Source organism: Wolbachia endosymbiont (group A) of Volucella inflata (assembly GCF_947250665.1).
Lineage (GTDB): Bacteria > Pseudomonadota > Alphaproteobacteria > Rickettsiales > Anaplasmataceae > Wolbachia > Wolbachia pipientis.
Genome location: NZ_OX366338.1, coordinates 214,805 through 230,842 on the forward strand (window position 1 = coordinate 214,805; position 16,038 = coordinate 230,842).

Annotated in this window: 14 protein-coding genes and 2 pseudogenes; 9 read left to right on the forward strand and 7 right to left on the reverse strand. The window is 35.9% G+C overall.

Going from position 1 to position 16,038, the window contains the following annotated elements; all coding sequences use genetic code 11:
• Window positions 1-42 precede the first annotated feature (42 nt).
• The 3 genes and pseudogenes from OOK85_RS01100 to gshA form a co-directional block, all read right to left on the reverse strand.
• A pseudogene (locus OOK85_RS01100) lies at window positions 43-186 on the reverse strand (glutamate--cysteine ligase); the annotation flags it as partial.
• Window positions 187-197: 11 nt separating this feature from the next.
• Entirely contained in the window at window positions 198-1,535 is a 1,338-nt protein-coding gene (locus tag OOK85_RS01105) for an IS110 family RNA-guided transposase (protein ID WP_264703452.1), read from the reverse strand.
• Between the two features lie 267 nt (window positions 1,536-1,802).
• Window positions 1,803-2,708 (reverse strand): annotated as a pseudogene (gene gshA / locus OOK85_RS01110) (glutamate--cysteine ligase); the annotation flags it as partial.
• Between the two features lie 115 nt (window positions 2,709-2,823).
• Between gshA and hslV the strand changes: the two are divergent.
• Together hslV and hslU are read left to right on the forward strand one after the other, a co-directional pair.
• Window positions 2,824-3,378 carry an ATP-dependent protease subunit HslV gene (hslV, locus tag OOK85_RS01115; protein ID WP_264703454.1) on the forward strand — a complete coding sequence of 185 codons (555 nt, stop codon included), beginning with the start codon at window positions 2,824-2,826 and terminating at the stop codon, window positions 3,376-3,378.
• Between the two features lies 1 nt (window position 3,379).
• Window positions 3,380-4,870, forward strand: a complete 1,491-nt coding sequence (gene hslU, locus OOK85_RS01120) for an ATP-dependent protease ATPase subunit HslU (protein WP_264703456.1) — start codon at window positions 3,380-3,382, stop codon at window positions 4,868-4,870.
• Window positions 4,871-4,938: 68 nt separating this feature from the next.
• Here the strand turns inward: hslU and OOK85_RS01125 are convergent, their stop codons facing one another.
• A complete protein-coding gene (locus OOK85_RS01125) occupies window positions 4,939-5,880 on the reverse strand; it encodes an FKBP-type peptidyl-prolyl cis-trans isomerase (RefSeq protein WP_264703458.1) in 942 nt (313 codons plus the stop codon).
• Window positions 5,873-6,880, reverse strand: a complete 1,008-nt coding sequence (locus OOK85_RS01130) for a polyprenyl synthetase family protein (RefSeq protein ID WP_264703460.1) — start codon at window positions 6,878-6,880, stop codon at window positions 5,873-5,875. The genes OOK85_RS01125 and OOK85_RS01130 overlap by 8 nt, the downstream gene beginning before the upstream one ends.
• Window positions 6,881-7,025: 145 nt before the next feature.
• Between OOK85_RS01130 and acpP the strand changes: the two genes are divergently transcribed.
• From acpP to thyX, 4 genes are all read left to right on the forward strand, one after another.
• The gene (gene acpP / locus OOK85_RS01135) at window positions 7,026-7,286 is read left to right on the forward strand and encodes an acyl carrier protein (protein ID WP_006279836.1); all 261 of its coding nucleotides are present in this window, start codon (window positions 7,026-7,028) and stop codon (window positions 7,284-7,286) included.
• A 13-nt stretch (window positions 7,287-7,299) separates the two neighbouring features.
• Window positions 7,300-8,571, forward strand: coding sequence for a beta-ketoacyl-ACP synthase II (fabF, locus tag OOK85_RS01140; protein ID WP_010082030.1), 1,272 nt, complete (start codon window positions 7,300-7,302; stop codon window positions 8,569-8,571).
• Between the two features lie 122 nt (window positions 8,572-8,693).
• Window positions 8,694-9,971: a UDP-N-acetylglucosamine 1-carboxyvinyltransferase gene (gene murA / locus OOK85_RS01145; protein ID WP_264703462.1), complete on the forward strand. Its 1,278-nt coding sequence runs from the start codon at window positions 8,694-8,696 to the stop codon at window positions 9,969-9,971.
• A gap of 9 nt (window positions 9,972-9,980) precedes the next feature.
• Entirely contained in the window at window positions 9,981-10,835 is an 855-nt protein-coding gene (thyX, locus tag OOK85_RS01150; protein ID WP_264703464.1) for an FAD-dependent thymidylate synthase, read from the forward strand.
• 72 nt (window positions 10,836-10,907) lie between these two features.
• Here thyX and OOK85_RS01155 read toward each other — a convergent pair whose 3' ends face one another.
• A complete protein-coding gene (locus tag OOK85_RS01155; RefSeq protein WP_264703466.1) occupies window positions 10,908-12,488 on the reverse strand; it encodes a hypothetical protein in 1,581 nt (526 codons plus the stop codon).
• Window positions 12,489-12,554: 66 nt separating this feature from the next.
• On the opposite strand from OOK85_RS01155, the gene OOK85_RS07750 reads away from it, so the two are divergent.
• Both OOK85_RS07750 and OOK85_RS07755 read left to right on the forward strand, forming a co-directional pair.
• Window positions 12,555-12,932, forward strand: coding sequence for a transposase (locus tag OOK85_RS07750; protein WP_406720002.1), 378 nt, complete (start codon window positions 12,555-12,557; stop codon window positions 12,930-12,932).
• Between the two features lies 1 nt (window position 12,933).
• Entirely contained in the window at window positions 12,934-13,308 is a 375-nt protein-coding gene (locus tag OOK85_RS07755) for an IS5 family transposase (RefSeq protein ID WP_406720030.1), read from the forward strand.
• Here OOK85_RS07755 and OOK85_RS01165 read toward each other — a convergent pair.
• Complete coding sequence (locus OOK85_RS01165; protein ID WP_264703468.1) at window positions 13,274-13,546, reverse strand: hypothetical protein; 273 nt, start codon at window positions 13,544-13,546, stop codon at window positions 13,274-13,276. The genes OOK85_RS07755 and OOK85_RS01165 overlap by 35 nt on opposite strands.
• A gap of 162 nt (window positions 13,547-13,708) precedes the next feature.
• On the opposite strand from OOK85_RS01165, the gene priA reads away from it, so the two are divergent.
• The gene (gene priA, locus OOK85_RS01170; protein WP_406720004.1) at window positions 13,709-16,033 is read left to right on the forward strand and encodes a replication restart helicase PriA; all 2,325 of its coding nucleotides are present in this window, start codon (window positions 13,709-13,711) and stop codon (window positions 16,031-16,033) included.
• The last annotated feature ends 5 nt before the right edge of the window (window positions 16,034-16,038 follow it).

Consider the following 16,038-nt stretch of genomic DNA (forward strand, 5'->3'; position numbering starts at 1 on the left):
CTCCTCCTTTGATGGTATTTTTTTCTCATATTTTATCATACCATCACACTCTGGGACTGTACACCTAGAATATACATCTTTTCTGCTATTACATCGGTATAAGTAACATGTTGGAGTATCTCCTATATAGTATATCAGCGGTTCTGCAGAACTGCTTTTAAACATGTCAATGGTTGGTACACCTTCTCCTAAGAAACTCACTCAACTAACTCTTCTTGTTGAACTAATATGTAGCCAAATTCGCTCGCTTTTTTGATCAAATTTTTTACAGTTCTATCTTTATAGCGTGTTTCATAGTATTCCATTCCTTTTTCTACATATTCCTGTCCGTATTTGAGCATACTATAAAATATGCATGCCATTTTTCTTGCAGTAGCTGTTATTGCTTTTGGTGCTCCTAGTCGTTTTTTCAATCTTCTGTAGTATGCACCCAACGCACTTTTACTATTTCCTACAGAATGAGCAGCTATTCGCAAAGCATTTGCAGCACGGTTAATGACTTTACGTGTTCTTGTGTTAAACACTTTTTCCCCTGTAACTTTATTAGCAGGACTGAGTCCCAACCACGATGAAAAGTGCTTTTCTGTTGGCCATTTACTATGGTTTATACCAACTTCTGAAACTATGGTTTGTATACTTAATACATCAAATCCAGGAATTTTAGTGAAATCCATACCAGTTATTCGGTGCAGTTCCTCATACAAAGCAAAGCTTGGCTTACTTTTGCTATTTTTATTCTTTTGCTTACTTAGCTGTTTGCTTTCACAAGACTTTGTTTCAAACGTTTTATAATAGGCTTCAATATTTCTATCACATTCTGCTATTTTTTCTTGATAAATATTATATAGTTCAAATTCTTGCTTTAGCGTGAATAAGTGTTCCTCTCTATAGTCACCAGCTAACGCTTTTGCAATAGTAGACTGATCATTTTTCATTCGCACGTCCCTGAATTCTGCCAATTTTTCAGAATCTCTTTCGCCTTCAATTATAGCTTCAATGATTTTCATACCAGTTATCCCAGTAATATGACTAATAACCTTGTGTAATTGTATATTCATTTGAATTAATGCCTTCTGCATACGCAGAATATGTGTAGATGCACTTTCAGTGAGATTTTTGCGTTGCCGCACGTAACTGCGCAATACACACATCTGATTATCTGGCCTAAACGATCTATGAAGCAGTCCGTAGCTATGCAGTTGTTGGAGCCATTGGCAATCTTGAACGTCAGACTTCCTACCAGGTACATTCTTTACATGCCGTGCATTTACCAATCTTACCTCGAATTTGTATGACTCAAGTATTTGAAATAAAGGAATCCAATATACTCCTGTTGATTCCATAGCTACTGTTGTAACTTTACACTTTTTCAACCACTGTGCTAAGTTATGAAGGTCTTCAGTAAAGCAGCCAAATTTCTGAACGCGTTGTTCATCTCTTCCTTCAGGTACACACACATAGTGTACAGCTGAACCAATGTCTATTCCTGCTGCATTAGGATTCACTATTTCTAATTTACTTTTTACTTTTTTCATGGTAACTCCTACATATAATTTGTAATAGGGAAACGCTTCAGCTTGGAACGGTTGATAGTACAATCTCCTAACCGAGGTAGTCTAAATGACTCCATCAATGATTTGACCGTTCCTTCCAAAACCATCCTTGCATACGGGCACTTAGGCACCATTGAAAATGTCGGTCATAACTGCAGAGGCGCTTCCTGTACAACTATACTTGAAAACTACTAAAAACTTAAATTTGTGTGTTTCTTTCTGATTTGACAGATTTCGTCTGTTCGATGCTTGTATAATAACGCTATTGATTGCTATTCCTTCTTTTATCTTTTTCATTTTATGACGCTTTTTTTTATTGAGGTTTAATATTTCCTCTCCACTTGTTGCTGTTATAATGCCCATCCCATATGTGCCATTGCTTGCTTTGATAAAAACGTAAGGTTGTGTTTTTATTTCATATTCCTCATATTTTTTTTGCACTAGAGATAATATTTGGTCAACTTTAGTTGCTACTGCTCCTAGTGACAAATCATCATCAAAATCAACTCCATCACAGCTCTCTGTAAGCACAGAAATTAGCCATGGGTCTATTTTAAATTTGCCACAAAACTCAGATGCTAATTCTTGATAGATTTCAAAATACTTAAATTTCTGCCTGCTATGCCAACCGTATAGTGGGCTTGGTACTATATCTTGCTTTACGTCTTTCAGCGTGTCTGGAATGTGGCTCGTCATATCACGGTTCAGTATAATAACATCAGGCACAAATCCTGAAGTTGTCTTTAGCAGAGAGTTTTCTTTCACAACAGTTTCATACTGTTCTATTAAATTGTATACTTCATTATGTAAAAGTCCAATTCTAGTTTCAAAACCTGCGAGTTGCAGTACTTTCTCTATAACAAATACGTTTTCTATATACATTTTATTGCGTGTATAATTTTCCGGTATTATAAGAACCTTTTTGTATTGGTGTCTTTTAAAGTAGCTTTTTATCAATCTTGCTGCCATTGTTCTTGATTCTTCACTTAAGTTATTGAATCCTGCAGGAAATAAATTAGCGTCCACTGGGGCAATTTTGTAGCTGGAGTTTCTGAGATCTATAGAGCTATAAAATGGTAGTGTAAGGCCATTAAATTTTGCTTCGAACCAATTATTTATACTTTTTTCCAAATCTGGGTGAATTATGTTTTGCATCTGCACTTTAAATGTTATAAGGAAGGTATTATATTATAAGCTATGGTTGAACATATTTAGTAAATTTGACTAAAGATTAAAGTATAATGAGATTCTTATTTAAAGTGATAGAAAAATGATTCAACACGATAACAATAAAATGTATGGCACTACTATATTATCAATTAGAAAAGATAAAAGTGTAGTAGTAATAGGTGACGGACAAGTTTCACTGGGCCACACTGTTATAAAATCTGGAGCAAAAAAAGTTAGGCGTCTTTCTGGTGATTCCGTAATTGCTGGATTTGCCGGGGCAACAGCCGACGCATTTACTCTTTTTGAAAGATTAGAATCTAAACTTGACAAGCACCCAGGGCAATTAATGAGAGCATGTGTTGAACTTGCAAAAGACTGGAGAATGGATAAATATCTGAGGAAATTAGAAGCTATGATGATCGTTGCAGATAAATCTATTTCATTAGTAATTACGGGAACAGGTGATGTTCTTGAACCTGAAGATGAAATCGCAGCTATTGGCTCTGGGGGAAATTTTGCTCTATCTGCAGCAAGAGCTTTAATTGATATTAAAGGAATATCAATAGAGGAAATTGCGAAAAAGGCTATGAAGATAGCTGCTGATATATGTGTTTATACAAATCATAATGTGATTATTGAAAAAATAGAGGAGTGATATGTCTTCCAAGCAAAAAACTTTATGCACCAATTTTTCCAATCAGCCTATAACCCTTTCAGAAGGACGGTCTTGTAGTAGTGACACCTACGATAAAAAAAATGACCTCTATAAAGATACTAAGAGTGGTTTTGATTCAAATGACAGCGATGTTCAAGTTAATGACAGTACTCAAGTTTTGTTAGATGACCTGCCACCACAGAAGATAGTTAAAGAATTGGACAGATTCATAATCGGACAGGATGATGCAAAGCGTGCTGTTGCTATTGCGCTCAGAAATCGTTGGCGTCGCAATCAGGTTCCATTTCCATTGCGTGATGAAATCATACCTAAGAATATATTGATGATCGGTCATACAGGGGTTGGTAAAACTGAAATAGCTCGCCGCTTAGCAAAACTTGCCGGTGCACCGTTTATAAAAATTGAGGCAACGAAGTTTACTGAAATAGGATACGTTGGACGTGACGTTGATTCGATAATACGTGATTTAGTTGATGCAGCAATAGTTTTAGTTAAAGAGAAAGCCCGTAAAGCCTTAGCTAAAAAGGCTTTAATTTTAGCTGAGAAAACAATAGTAAACTCTATGGTAGGTGAAGATGCAACCGAAGAGAGTAAAAAAATTTTTAGAGAAAGGTTGAGGAATAAAGAGTTTGAGGACGGAGAAGTTTCTATTAACGTCAGAGAGAGCAAGAGTATGTTACCTACTTTCGATATACCAGGCATGCCAGGTGGGCAAGTTGGTGTGATGAATGTAACAGAAATAATGGGCAAGATGTTTAACGGGAGCAAAAAAACAAAAACTATTACGGTGAAGGTAAAAGAAGCGCGTGAAATATTAATTAATGAAGAAAGTGAAAGGCTAATGGATGAAGATAAGATAATCAAAGAAGCCATTGATCTTGTTAGTAATGATGGTATAGTATTTTTGGATGAAATAGACAAAATTGCAGCGCGTACAGAAGTAAAAGGTGAAGTAAACAGAGAAGGAGTGCAACGCGATCTGTTACCATTACTTGAAGGAACAACTGTTACAACTAAGTATGGCCATGTAAAAACAGACTATATATTATTTATTGCATCTGGTGCTTTTCATCAGTCTAAACCATCTGACCTCTTACCGGAATTGCAGGGCAGATTACCGATCAGGGTAGAACTTAAGGCACTTACTCAAGAGGATTTAATAAGAATATTAAAGGAACCAGAATCTAGTTTGTTAAAGCAGTACATAGCTTTAATGAAAACAGAAAATGTGACACTTGAGTTCACTGATGATGGTATAAAAACCATAGCTGAAATAGCGTTTACAGTTAATAGGCAAGTGGAAAATATAGGCGCAAGAAGGCTTCACACTGTCATGGAGAAGCTTTTAGATGAAATAAGTTTCATTGCTTCTGAGAAAAATAGCGAAAAATTCATTATAGACAGCAAGTATGTAAAAGATAAACTTGAGTCAATTTCGAAGCAGCTTGATTTATCTAAGTTTATACTTTAGGAAAAACGAAAAGCCTACTTTAAGTAGTATAGAGAGTGTTCAGAAGATTAGCCAGTAGACCTAAAATTTCAGCTATATTCTTTAGGTTGTTTTTCAACAGTAGAATGGTGTGCTGCGACCTCTTGCTTAACATCTAAGCTTAAGTCAATTATTGAGATATTTTCTTCATCATAATCTATGTCTTTTATTAACATATCGTCAGTAATAGTCAAAAGGTCAGGCGGAGAAAGAATAGTTCTTTTATTACCAGCTCTCATTCCCACAACTCCAAGCTCTATAGCAAGTGGTATTTTTTTATCGCCAACCCTAAATTGCACTGTTTGATCTTTGACTATATATTCCCCATTATGCTCCTTTACGCTATATTTAACCGATATCTCATCACCACACCTTACTTGTTTTCCAGTCTTGTTAATTAAGTCATTAAAAACCATCAGATTATTTACTGAGTCGGGATATTTATCCTTTACTTCGATCAGTTTGACGTAATAAGAATTAAAATTCATTTTGTTATCATTGGCAATAGTAACTACACGCTCTCCGCCTTCTTTCATACCTATTACCCCTAAACTCACTTCTTTTAGGTTATCTTGACCTATTTTCAAAGTAACATCAGAAACTTTGCTAGGGAGTGTTGCTAAGTTATTATTAGAAATTTTATATATTTGCAATAGGACTTCCAGGCCACAAAAAGCCTTGCTGCCACTGCCTTCAGTAATTTCATAAAAATTTATTGAATCTTCTTCTTTTTGCTGCGTCATTTCTTCTAAATATTCTGTCAACCCATGCTTTTCAATATAGCGGTCAAGTGCTGATTCAAGTATTGGCTTCACTAGGTAATATGCTATCGTCTGTATCAAACCACCATGCGTGGCATTTATCTCATAAAGCTTGTCCTTTTTTTCCGGTTTACCTTTGTTTATATAGACAATAGTAAACACAAAAGTAGAAGTTAAAGTGAGAATCGTTACTACGGAAATAAGCATTTGTAATATAATTTTTCTAACCATCTTTCTTTACTTGATTCAATAAATCATATAAATAATTAGTATCCCCTGAAAGCGCACTCAAATTATCCAAGCCTTGTTTAAAGAGGCCGTCTATATAGTCCTCTACTTCACTTTTACCAAGCACAGACATTAGGTTATTTGTTTTATCTTGTTCGTAGTCTTCAATATCATCCTTAGCTTGAAAGATAAGCCCTAGATTTATTCCATAGTTATATAACGCTTTACGTTGCTTGTCTGTAGCACCCCCTATTATAGCACCTATTTCACATGAAGCTGCAAATAGTTTTGCGGTTTTCATCAAATGAATTTCTTTTATTTTATCAGCTTGGCCCGACGTCATTCCAGCGTCATACATACAGCCGTACGAATGTTGTAGTTTTAAGGTAGAAAGGGTGTCATGCAAGTAGCTGACACTGGAATCCATTTCATGTTCAGCTCCACCATCGCATGGCTTTTTGCACGAAATGCTTGTAGGCAAAGCCTTCTGGATCCCAGTGTCAAGCACTGGGATGACAGAGGGTTGGGGGATAAAATCTATATGCTCACTGTTAATATCTAAAGCCTGTCCTCCCACCATTCCCCTAATTCCTATTGCCTGAGAAAGAACTTTCAGGATCTCACAGCGTTTCTCATTTAACGAAGATAATACCTCAAAAGCCAGAGTAAGTAGTGCATCTCCGGCAAGCACTGCTGTTGCTTCATCAAATTTTTTATGGCAGCTTAGCTGGCTTCTGCGAGTATCACTGTTGTCCATGCACGGTAAATCATCGTGAATTAGAGAGTAAGCATGAACAAATTCAATTGCTGCAGCAACTGATATTACTTTTTTAGCTTCCGCGTTAAACACTCGCGATGAAGCTACGACTAAAAAGGAGCGTATATGTTTTGCAGGAGCAAGGAGTATATAACGCATAGCTGATATAAGCTTATTCTCGCTATTTTCGGGTAAGAGTTTATTTACTTCTACAATAAGCAAATTTTTTGTTGTTTCGTCTAGCATTTTTGAATTGTTAATTGTTTAGCACGTAACGCTAGCCAGCTAGGGCAGTAGAAAACCTTACTGTAGTTTACCAGTTATAAAAGATATTGCAAACATAAAAATTTTTTATAATATCAAAGAATAGGTTATTTTTTTGGTAAGAAATGTGAATAGCGAACTAGCAAAGAGCACTAGAGAAGACATAGAAGAAAAAGTGAAAAAGATTATACTAGAGCACATTAGTAAGGATGTAGAGAAATTCAACAGCTCTTCAAAGCTTTCGGAGCATGGTACAGACAGCTTAGATGCAGTTGAAATCATCATGGCAGCAGAAGAAGAGTTTGGAATAGAAATTCCAGATGAAGACGCACAAAAAATGGAAACTATGGAGCAAATAGTTGAGTACATTAATAATAAAAAAGGCTAATAGTTAGTGTTAAATGAGCAGAAGAGTAGTAGTCACTGGTGTTGGTTTAATCACTCCACTAGCGGCAGATGTTGACAACACTTGGTCAAGGCTAATAAAAAGTGAGTCTGGCATAAAAGCAATCAATACGGATAGATTTGACTCTTCTGATCTTGCTTGCAAAATTGCAGGGCAGGTGCCGTTGCAATCAGACAACATTGAGCACCATTTCAATCCACTAGATTATATTTCTGAGAAAGACTCAAAAAGGACAGATCGTTTTATCCATTACGGTATTGCAGCAGCTATTCAGGCAGTAGATGATTCATTAATTTTGGAAAGCCAAAATATCAATCGGGAACGTGTTGGTGTGACTATTGGCTCTGGTATAGGTGGTCTTCCGTCAATTCAGGAAAATGTTATTACCATGCAGGAAAAAGGGCCCAGACGTGTCAGTCCATTTTTTGTCCCTGCAAGTCTAATAAATTTGATATCTGGCCATATTTCTATTAAATACGAATTTACAGGTCCAAACGATTCAGCAGTAACCGCATGTGCAACAGGTGCGCATGCAATCATAAACTCAGCAAGAACTATAAAACTTGGTGAAGCGGATGTTATGATTGCAGGTGGAGCAGAAAGTGCACTGTGTAGAGTTGGAATTGCAGGTTTTGCATCTATGAAGGCGTTATCAACTAAATTTAACGATAAACCGGAAGAAGCTTCAAGGCCATGGGATGAAGAACGCGATGGTTTTGTTATGGGTGAAGGAGCAGGTATATTGGTGCTGGAGGAATACGAACATGCGAAAAAAAGGGGGGCAAAAATACATGCTGAACTGGTTGGGTACGGACTCACAGGAGATGCGCACCACATTACAGCACCACATCCAGAAGGAAGAGGCGCATTTAAGGCAATGCAGCTTGCTTTAAAGAGCGCACAAATTAATCCCAATCAAGTAGGGTATATCAATGCACATGGAACTTCAACGCCACTTGGAGATAAAATTGAAGTAATAGCAATGAAACAGTTATTCGGTGACTACGTTTATAAAATACCTGTTTCTTCAACTAAATCTTCTATAGGACATTTACTTGGTGCTGCAGGGAGCGTTGAAGCAATATTCAGTATTCTTGCGTTAAATAATGGAATTATTCCGCCAACCTTAAATTTACACAAGCCTTCAGAAGGATGTGATTTAAATTTTGTACCGTTTAAAGCTCAGGAGCATAAAATTCAATATGCGCTTTCTAATTCGTTTGGTTTTGGTGGCACTAATGCATCGCTCATCTTTGGACAAGTGTAATCAATTCTGCTGCTGAATAGCTAAAATGTACGAACATTATGATCTGTGATAGCTATATTATCTGTAATTTGCCTTTTACTGTCGATTTACTATACTTATTTGGTAAGATCTAGCTTAATTAAATGCACAAGATATTAATAAGAAATAACTACAAACCCCTGGTTGGAAAAATCAAGATCAATGGTTCAAAGAATGCTATTTTACCAATAATGGCAGCAAGTCTATTGAGTAGCTTCCCGGTAATTTTGCATAATGTACCTGATTTAATTGATGTGCATCTAATGTCTAAGCTGCTTGAGAGTCTTGGAGCGAAAGTGAACTTTACACGCAATAAAGATTATAAAGCAAATCATACTTTGGAAATTGACTGCGGTAATGTCAACAATCACGTAATGTCACATGAAACTGCAAGTAAGCTGCGAGCATCTCTTTTAATGCTAGGTCCAATTCTCAGTAGATTTGGTAAAATCACAACAGTCTTTCCTGGTGGATGCAATATCGGAAAGCGTCCCGTTGATATTCATATCAAAGCATTAGAAGAAATGGGAGCTAAAATTGAAGTTGAAGGCTGTGATATAATTGCAACAGTGAAAGGAAAGCTACAAGGAAAAGAAGTTACACTTGAGAAAATAAGCGTTGGTGCAACAGAAAATATAATAATGGCAGCAACACTTGCAGAAGGAGTGACAATAATAAACAATGCTGCAACAGAGCCGGAAGTTCTTGATTTAATAGAGTTCCTAAAGAAAATGGGTGCTAATATTGAGATTAGTGATACAAGGATCACAATAACAGGAGTTGAAGCATTAAATGGATGTGTTCATAAAATAATACCAGATCGCATAGAAGCAGGCACCTATGCACTAGCTGCTATAATAACCGGTGGTAAGTTGGAGTTAGAAGGAGTAAGTCTATCTGATATAAGATGTATTGTGAATGAATTGAAAGCTATAGGGGCTAATGTTGAACCATATAATGAGGGGGTTATGATTTCCAGAAAAAATTGCTCTATTAGGTCTGCTAACATTGCAACAAACCCTTATCCAAATTTCCCCAGTGATATGCAACCACAACTGATGTCTGCAATGTGCATCGCTGATGGGATATCAGTAATTGAAGAGAACATTTTTGAAAACAGATTTACACATGCAGATGAATTGAGAAAGTTAGGTGCTAATATCAGCATCGAGAAAAGCAAAGCTACTATAAGTGGAATAAAAAGCTTATCTGGAGCTAATCTATATGCTACTGACTTAAGATCAACAGCAGCTTTGGTGCTTGCTTCTTTGGTAGCCGGTAGAGAAACTATAATAAACAATTCACATCATTTATGGAGAGGATATGAAGCAATGCATGAAAAACTCAATTCATGTGGAGCTGATATCTCCATTTCGTCTTGAGGATATTTTATGAATGAAGCAACCAAACGAACTATAGTAAAAGAAATAGATGCAATCTTATATGAAGAACATAAGGTATTAGACCATGGATTTATTCGAGTAGTGGATTATATGGGCTCTGATAGCGCTATAGTTCAAGCTGCTCGTGTTTCTTATGGCAAGGGAACAAAACAGATAAGTCAGGATGAAGCACTTATAAAGTATTTAATGAGACATCATCATACAACTCCATTTGAAATGTGTGAAATTAAGTTTCACGTGAAACTTCCAATTTTTGTTGCAAGGCAATGGATAAGGCATAGAACTGCAAATGTGAATGAATATTCAGCAAGGTATTCAATACTTGATAATGAATTTTATACACCTAAACCAGAACAAGTTGCAAAACAATCTGACAATAATAAACAAAGTAGCGGGGAAGCTTTTGATCCAGATACCTCAAAGGAAATAATAGATTCTCTAACAAATGACTCTAATTTAGTATATTCTCATTATGAAAAATTTATTGAGCAGGGACTTGCAAGAGAAATTGCCAGAACTAACCTAATGCTTAATTACTACACGCAATTTTATTGGAAAATAGATCTGCATAATCTCCTTCATTTTTTGAAGCTTAGAGCTGATAAGCATGCCCAATATGAAATCAGAGTTTATGCAGAAGTTATGCTGGATATAATAAAAAAATGGGTTCCACTGGCCTACAATGCCTTTGTTGAATATTGCCTAGAATCAGCCTGTATTTCAAGAACTGGTCTAGAAATAATTCGCAAATTAATTAAAGGGGAAAACGTTACTAGAGAAGAAAGTAATATTGGTAAAAGAGAATGGGGCGAGCTGATGTCTATACTTGATAAACAATCTTAAAGATAAAGGCATACGTGTCAATCTCCTCTGTCAGTTAACTCTCGTTCACCAGATTGAATCTTACTTTTTACATCACATTAACTCATCACTTTTATAGAACATCTCATTAAAATCATTTAGAGTTCCAAAATCCTGACCCTTGATAAACAGGTGATCATTAGCAACATGTGCTTCATCAAGAGTAAACAGCTCGTAATGATGATTGTGAGCGGGCCTAACAATTTCATTATATAAAACCATTACTTGTTCGTAGTTATATCCATCGCCAGCATGATATTTACCACGTACGGTATCATAAAAATTCTTTACATCATCATATGTCACTTGCAGCTCCACCTTATACTTTCCCACTTCAAGAGGACTTCCTGTCTTTATTTTTAAGGGATGTTGTGAATTTGCAACACTGTTAGAAGTTTCTGCTTCAATATCAGAATTTTTATCCATATTTTCTATCACACTTGCCATAACAGTTTCTTGTTCATCTTCTGTTGGTTTTGTTTGTTTTTCAGTCTTATTACTGCTACTGTCAGTTTCCACAGTTACTTTTTTTACTTCTATATCTTTTTGAGCTTTCTCATTACTTTGCTTGTGTATTTCATCTCCATGCAATTTTTCCTGCAGAGCTTTTTTCGTATCAGCATAATCATCACGATTGCTTTGCAAAGCTGGTTTATAACTGCTGCTATCATCCGCTTGCATTTGATCTATATAGTTAGATTCTTCTTCCTGTATAGTATTTTTTGCGTTATCCTCACCAACCGTTCCTTTCTCCCCAGACTTGGCTTCACTCTCTACCACAACTTCTTCGTCTACTTGCTCATCATCAATTGTAAATTCAGTACCTATCTGATTGCTATCTTCCTCCAATTCATTAGATAATTTTTCAGATAGCTGGTCACCACTCAAATATGGTTCCTTTGAATATTTAGCATAATTATGGGGATCGGTTCTGTTTTCTGAATAAAACCCACTTTCAAAGTCTGAGTAGGAGCTTTGATTGAGCACAAAAAATAAGTTTTCATAATTAACCAGCATATCACTATCAGGGCTAACAAAATTTAAATATTCATCGCCTTCCCATTCTGGGTGGTGTCTATACTCTGCTATGTAGTATTTACTAGAGTCGAGAGGTATCTTGTCACCTTCTTCCCCATCAAGTTGTAAAACTACTGCTGAATGCCCATTACCTAAATCATTACCTTTTACCACTTTGAATATTTTAATCTCATCCTTTTCTACAAGTTCTTTTAACTCCTCGTTCTTTTCATTTAACTCTTCCTCCCTTTGTCTTTCTGCTTCTCTTTCTCTTGCCAATCTTTCTGCTTCTTCATCAGCTTTCTTCTGCAGTTGTGAGAATACATTTTGTAATATATCTTGTGTGGTTAAGCTATTTGTGTTGCTTAAAAAATTATCTAACACATTTGATGCAATTGGTGACAATTCACCGTGATCATCAAATACTTTTTCCTTTGCTTTATCATAGTGATTTGGGTTATAGATTGCATACAGAGGATAAAAACCATAATCTGCAATTGACGCTCCGTCAGGTGATAGTTCCATTGAGAATCCATAGTAATTAAGTGAAAGATTGGAGGTTAAATATTTACCGTTATCATCCCTAACGTATAGCTCACTTCTAGGCTCTGTGGACAAAAAATATGAAAAGAGAGAAAAAGATGGTAGTTTAGCCTAATAGGTAAAAAATGGAGAAACTACCATATGCAATATTACATCAAAGAGGAAAATTGGAAACAAATTTTAGAGTTCATAAAAAGCGTAAAAGGAATGCACAGCAAAGATGAAAAACGTTTAAGAATATTCATAGAGGCAGTGTGGTACATAGTGCGAAGTGGTTGCCAATGGAGACTTTTACCAAAAACTTATGGTAATTACAGGAGTATACATAAGCGATTTAAAAGATGGTGTGAAAGAGATGTCTGGAAAAAATTGCTTGAATATACTAAACAAGAGCCTGATTTAGAAGTTGCTATAATCGACGGTACGATCATCCGAGCCCATCCATGTTCATCTGGATATACAAAAAAACTCCAAGGATCAAGAAGCTTTAGGGAGGAGCAAAGGTGGCTTTACAACTAAAATACATGCGCTTGTCGATGCACTTGGAAATCCACTTAAATTTACTCTGACTCCTGGTCAAAGAAATGAAATTACGCAGGCACAAGTGTTGACCGAAAGTATCTATAACTCTACTGTAGTAGCTGACAAGGGCTACGATAGCAATGCCTTTGTTACAAGTCTTGAAGACAAGGGATGTACAGTAGTTATTCCGCCAAAACGGAATCGAAAAGTGCAAAGGTATTACGATGAGCATATCTACAAAGAACGTCATTTGATTGAGTGTTTTTTTGGTAAAATTAAAAATTTTAGGCGCATTTTTTCCAGATTTGATAAAACTGCTGAGGTTTTTATGGGTTTTCTCAATTTTGTTGGAGCTCTTGTATGGCTTCTCTAAAATTTTGTCCACAGAGCCTACCATTGTGCTCACTATATTTGTTGTAGTAGATATAAAAATTCTCATGGTTAAGATTGAAGTGATCATCTAGATTATCGAATTGAATTGTACTGCCAAGCTTCTCGCGCAAAAGATTTTTGCTTTCATCTTTAAGCTTTATATGTGCAGAAAAGTAGTATCGATCTATAGGTTCGCCTTTTTCTATTTCAAAGTTCAAAGTAATCTTGTCGTTGACCATTGGTAGCCTCCACAAATTCTATAAATCATTTTATTTATCAATCGTACGGTCTGTACTATGAAAAATGTGTTAAACGTTAAGATTTTCTCTGTACCGATTCATCTATATTGCCAAGCTTAATAAAGTTACAAGCTCTTTAAAACAATGTTAAACTCAATCACTATGGCAAAAACAGTTGACGTATTACTACCACTTCCAATTGATCAGTTATTTTCATATGCAATTGAGGAAAATACTGAGATTTTACTTGGAGATTACGTAGTGGTACCATTTGGCAAAAAACGCTTAATCGGAATAGTTTGGAAATACAGTGATAAAAGTAACCGAGAATTAAAATTTATTGAGCAAAAAATCGATTTACCAAATATTAGACCAAAATTGATTGCATTTGCAGAGTGGGTTGCACAATACAATTTAATACCTATTGGTATGCTTGCCAAAGTGATAATGGGAGGAGTGTTAAAAGTAAATCACATAGATAAATTGGTTTGTGTTGAACAAAAGCAGGAAACAAGTGAAATAAGTTGCCAATTAAGCCCTGAACAGCAGATAGCTAGTGATAAAATAATAAGCAATTTGAACGAGTATTCAGTGACTTTGCTTGACGGTGAGACCGGGTCTGGAAAAACCGAAGTTTATCTCTCTGTGATTGCACAATTGATTAAGAATTACACTGCCGTTCCAAATGCTGCTCAAACTTTACCATCCCAGTGCCCAGAGACACAACTGTACGAACATTGTGATTTGGGTCTACCAAGAGGGTGTCATCCGAGTAGCCTGACACTGGGATCCAGTTTTTCATATAACCTCATTACAAATGTTTATTTTAACTTAAAACCAATACCTAATTTACAATCAAAATTCCTGGATTCCAGTGTCAAGCACTGGAATGACACCTTTATACTCAAGGCAAAACCCACTGTAACATTTAGCATACCGTCTTTGCCACGTACTAGTATGACACCAGAATATGTTGAAATGACACCAGGAGAGGGTAATGCACAAATTTTAATCCTCCTACCTGAAATTGTTTTAACTTCACAATTGGTAAATCGTGTTTGCGGTCAGATATCAAAAAACTTAGTTGAATGGCACTCAGGGCTCACTCCAAAAACTCGCCGGAATAATTTGCTCAATATAGCAAATGGAAATGCGCAGATAATTATTGGTGCACGGTCAGCGCTTTTTTTGCCTTATAAAAACCTAAAATTGATTATCGTTGATGAAGAGCACGACTCATCTTTTAAACAAGAACAGGGAATTATATATAATGCTCGAGATATGGCGATAATCTTAGCCAAATTTGAAAATATTCCGATTATTTTATCATCAGCTACTCCACTGCTTGAAACGATTCATCATGTTAAAAGCGGGAATTACAATCATGTAAAGCTAACTAAGCGATTCGGTGGTGCAGAATTGCCACTCATTAAAGTAGTGGATATGAGAAGCAACAAGCAATGGATCTCCGATGAGCTTTTTGAAAGCATCAAACAAACCATAGAGAAAAAACAGCAGGTTATGCTTTTTCTAAACCGCAGAGGGTATGCACAACTGGCAGTTTGTAAAAAGTGTGGATATAAAATTTCCTGCTTAAATTGTGCTGTTTGGCTTACATATCACAAGAAAAAAAATGCTCTTTTGTGCCACCACTGCTCTTATCAATTGAAACTTCCAGAAAAATGCTCTAATTGCCAAAGTGAACAGCCGTTGTCCCTCTACGGCATAGGAATTGAAAAGTTACTTGAAGAAATGGTGAAATTAATACCAAACGCAAAAACTGCGATTATAAGCAGCGATCAGAAGTCGGTTAGTAACGTAATTGATTTGGTACTGAAAGAAGAGGTGAACATTATAATCGGCACACAAATAATTGCTAAAGGGCACAATTTTCCCAAATTAACTTTGGTTGGAGTAATGAATGCAGATTTGAGCCTCGAAAATTCTGATTTAAGAGCAGCAGAAAAGACGTATCAATTATTGCACCAAGTTGCAGGCAGATCAGGAAGGTTTAATGAAAAAGGAATGGTAATAGTGCAAACCAATAACCCTGAAAGTTCAATAATAAAAGCATTGCTGCATCAAAAAAGGGACTCATTTTATGAAATCGAACTTAAGTCAAGACGTGAAGCCAAAATGCCACCATTTAGCAGATTAATAGCGCTTATAATTTGTGGTAAGAATCAGATTGCAACACAAAAAGCAGCGAATGAAATAGTAAAATCTCTTCTCTGTCATTCAAGTAGCTTAACTACTTGTATCCAGGAAAAAAATGTAGGTGTAGACAAAAAGGAATTTGAAATTCTTGGCCCATCACCAGCAGCGATAAATTTTTTAAATAATAAGTATCGGTATAGGGTATTATTAAAAATACACAATAAGCATAGTCTATCCATACAAAAAAAGCTGAAATATTGGATTAAAAATTGTAACTTGAATTCGAGTATTGCAGTGATAATAGATGTTGATCCTGTGAGTTTTTTTTAACGAGT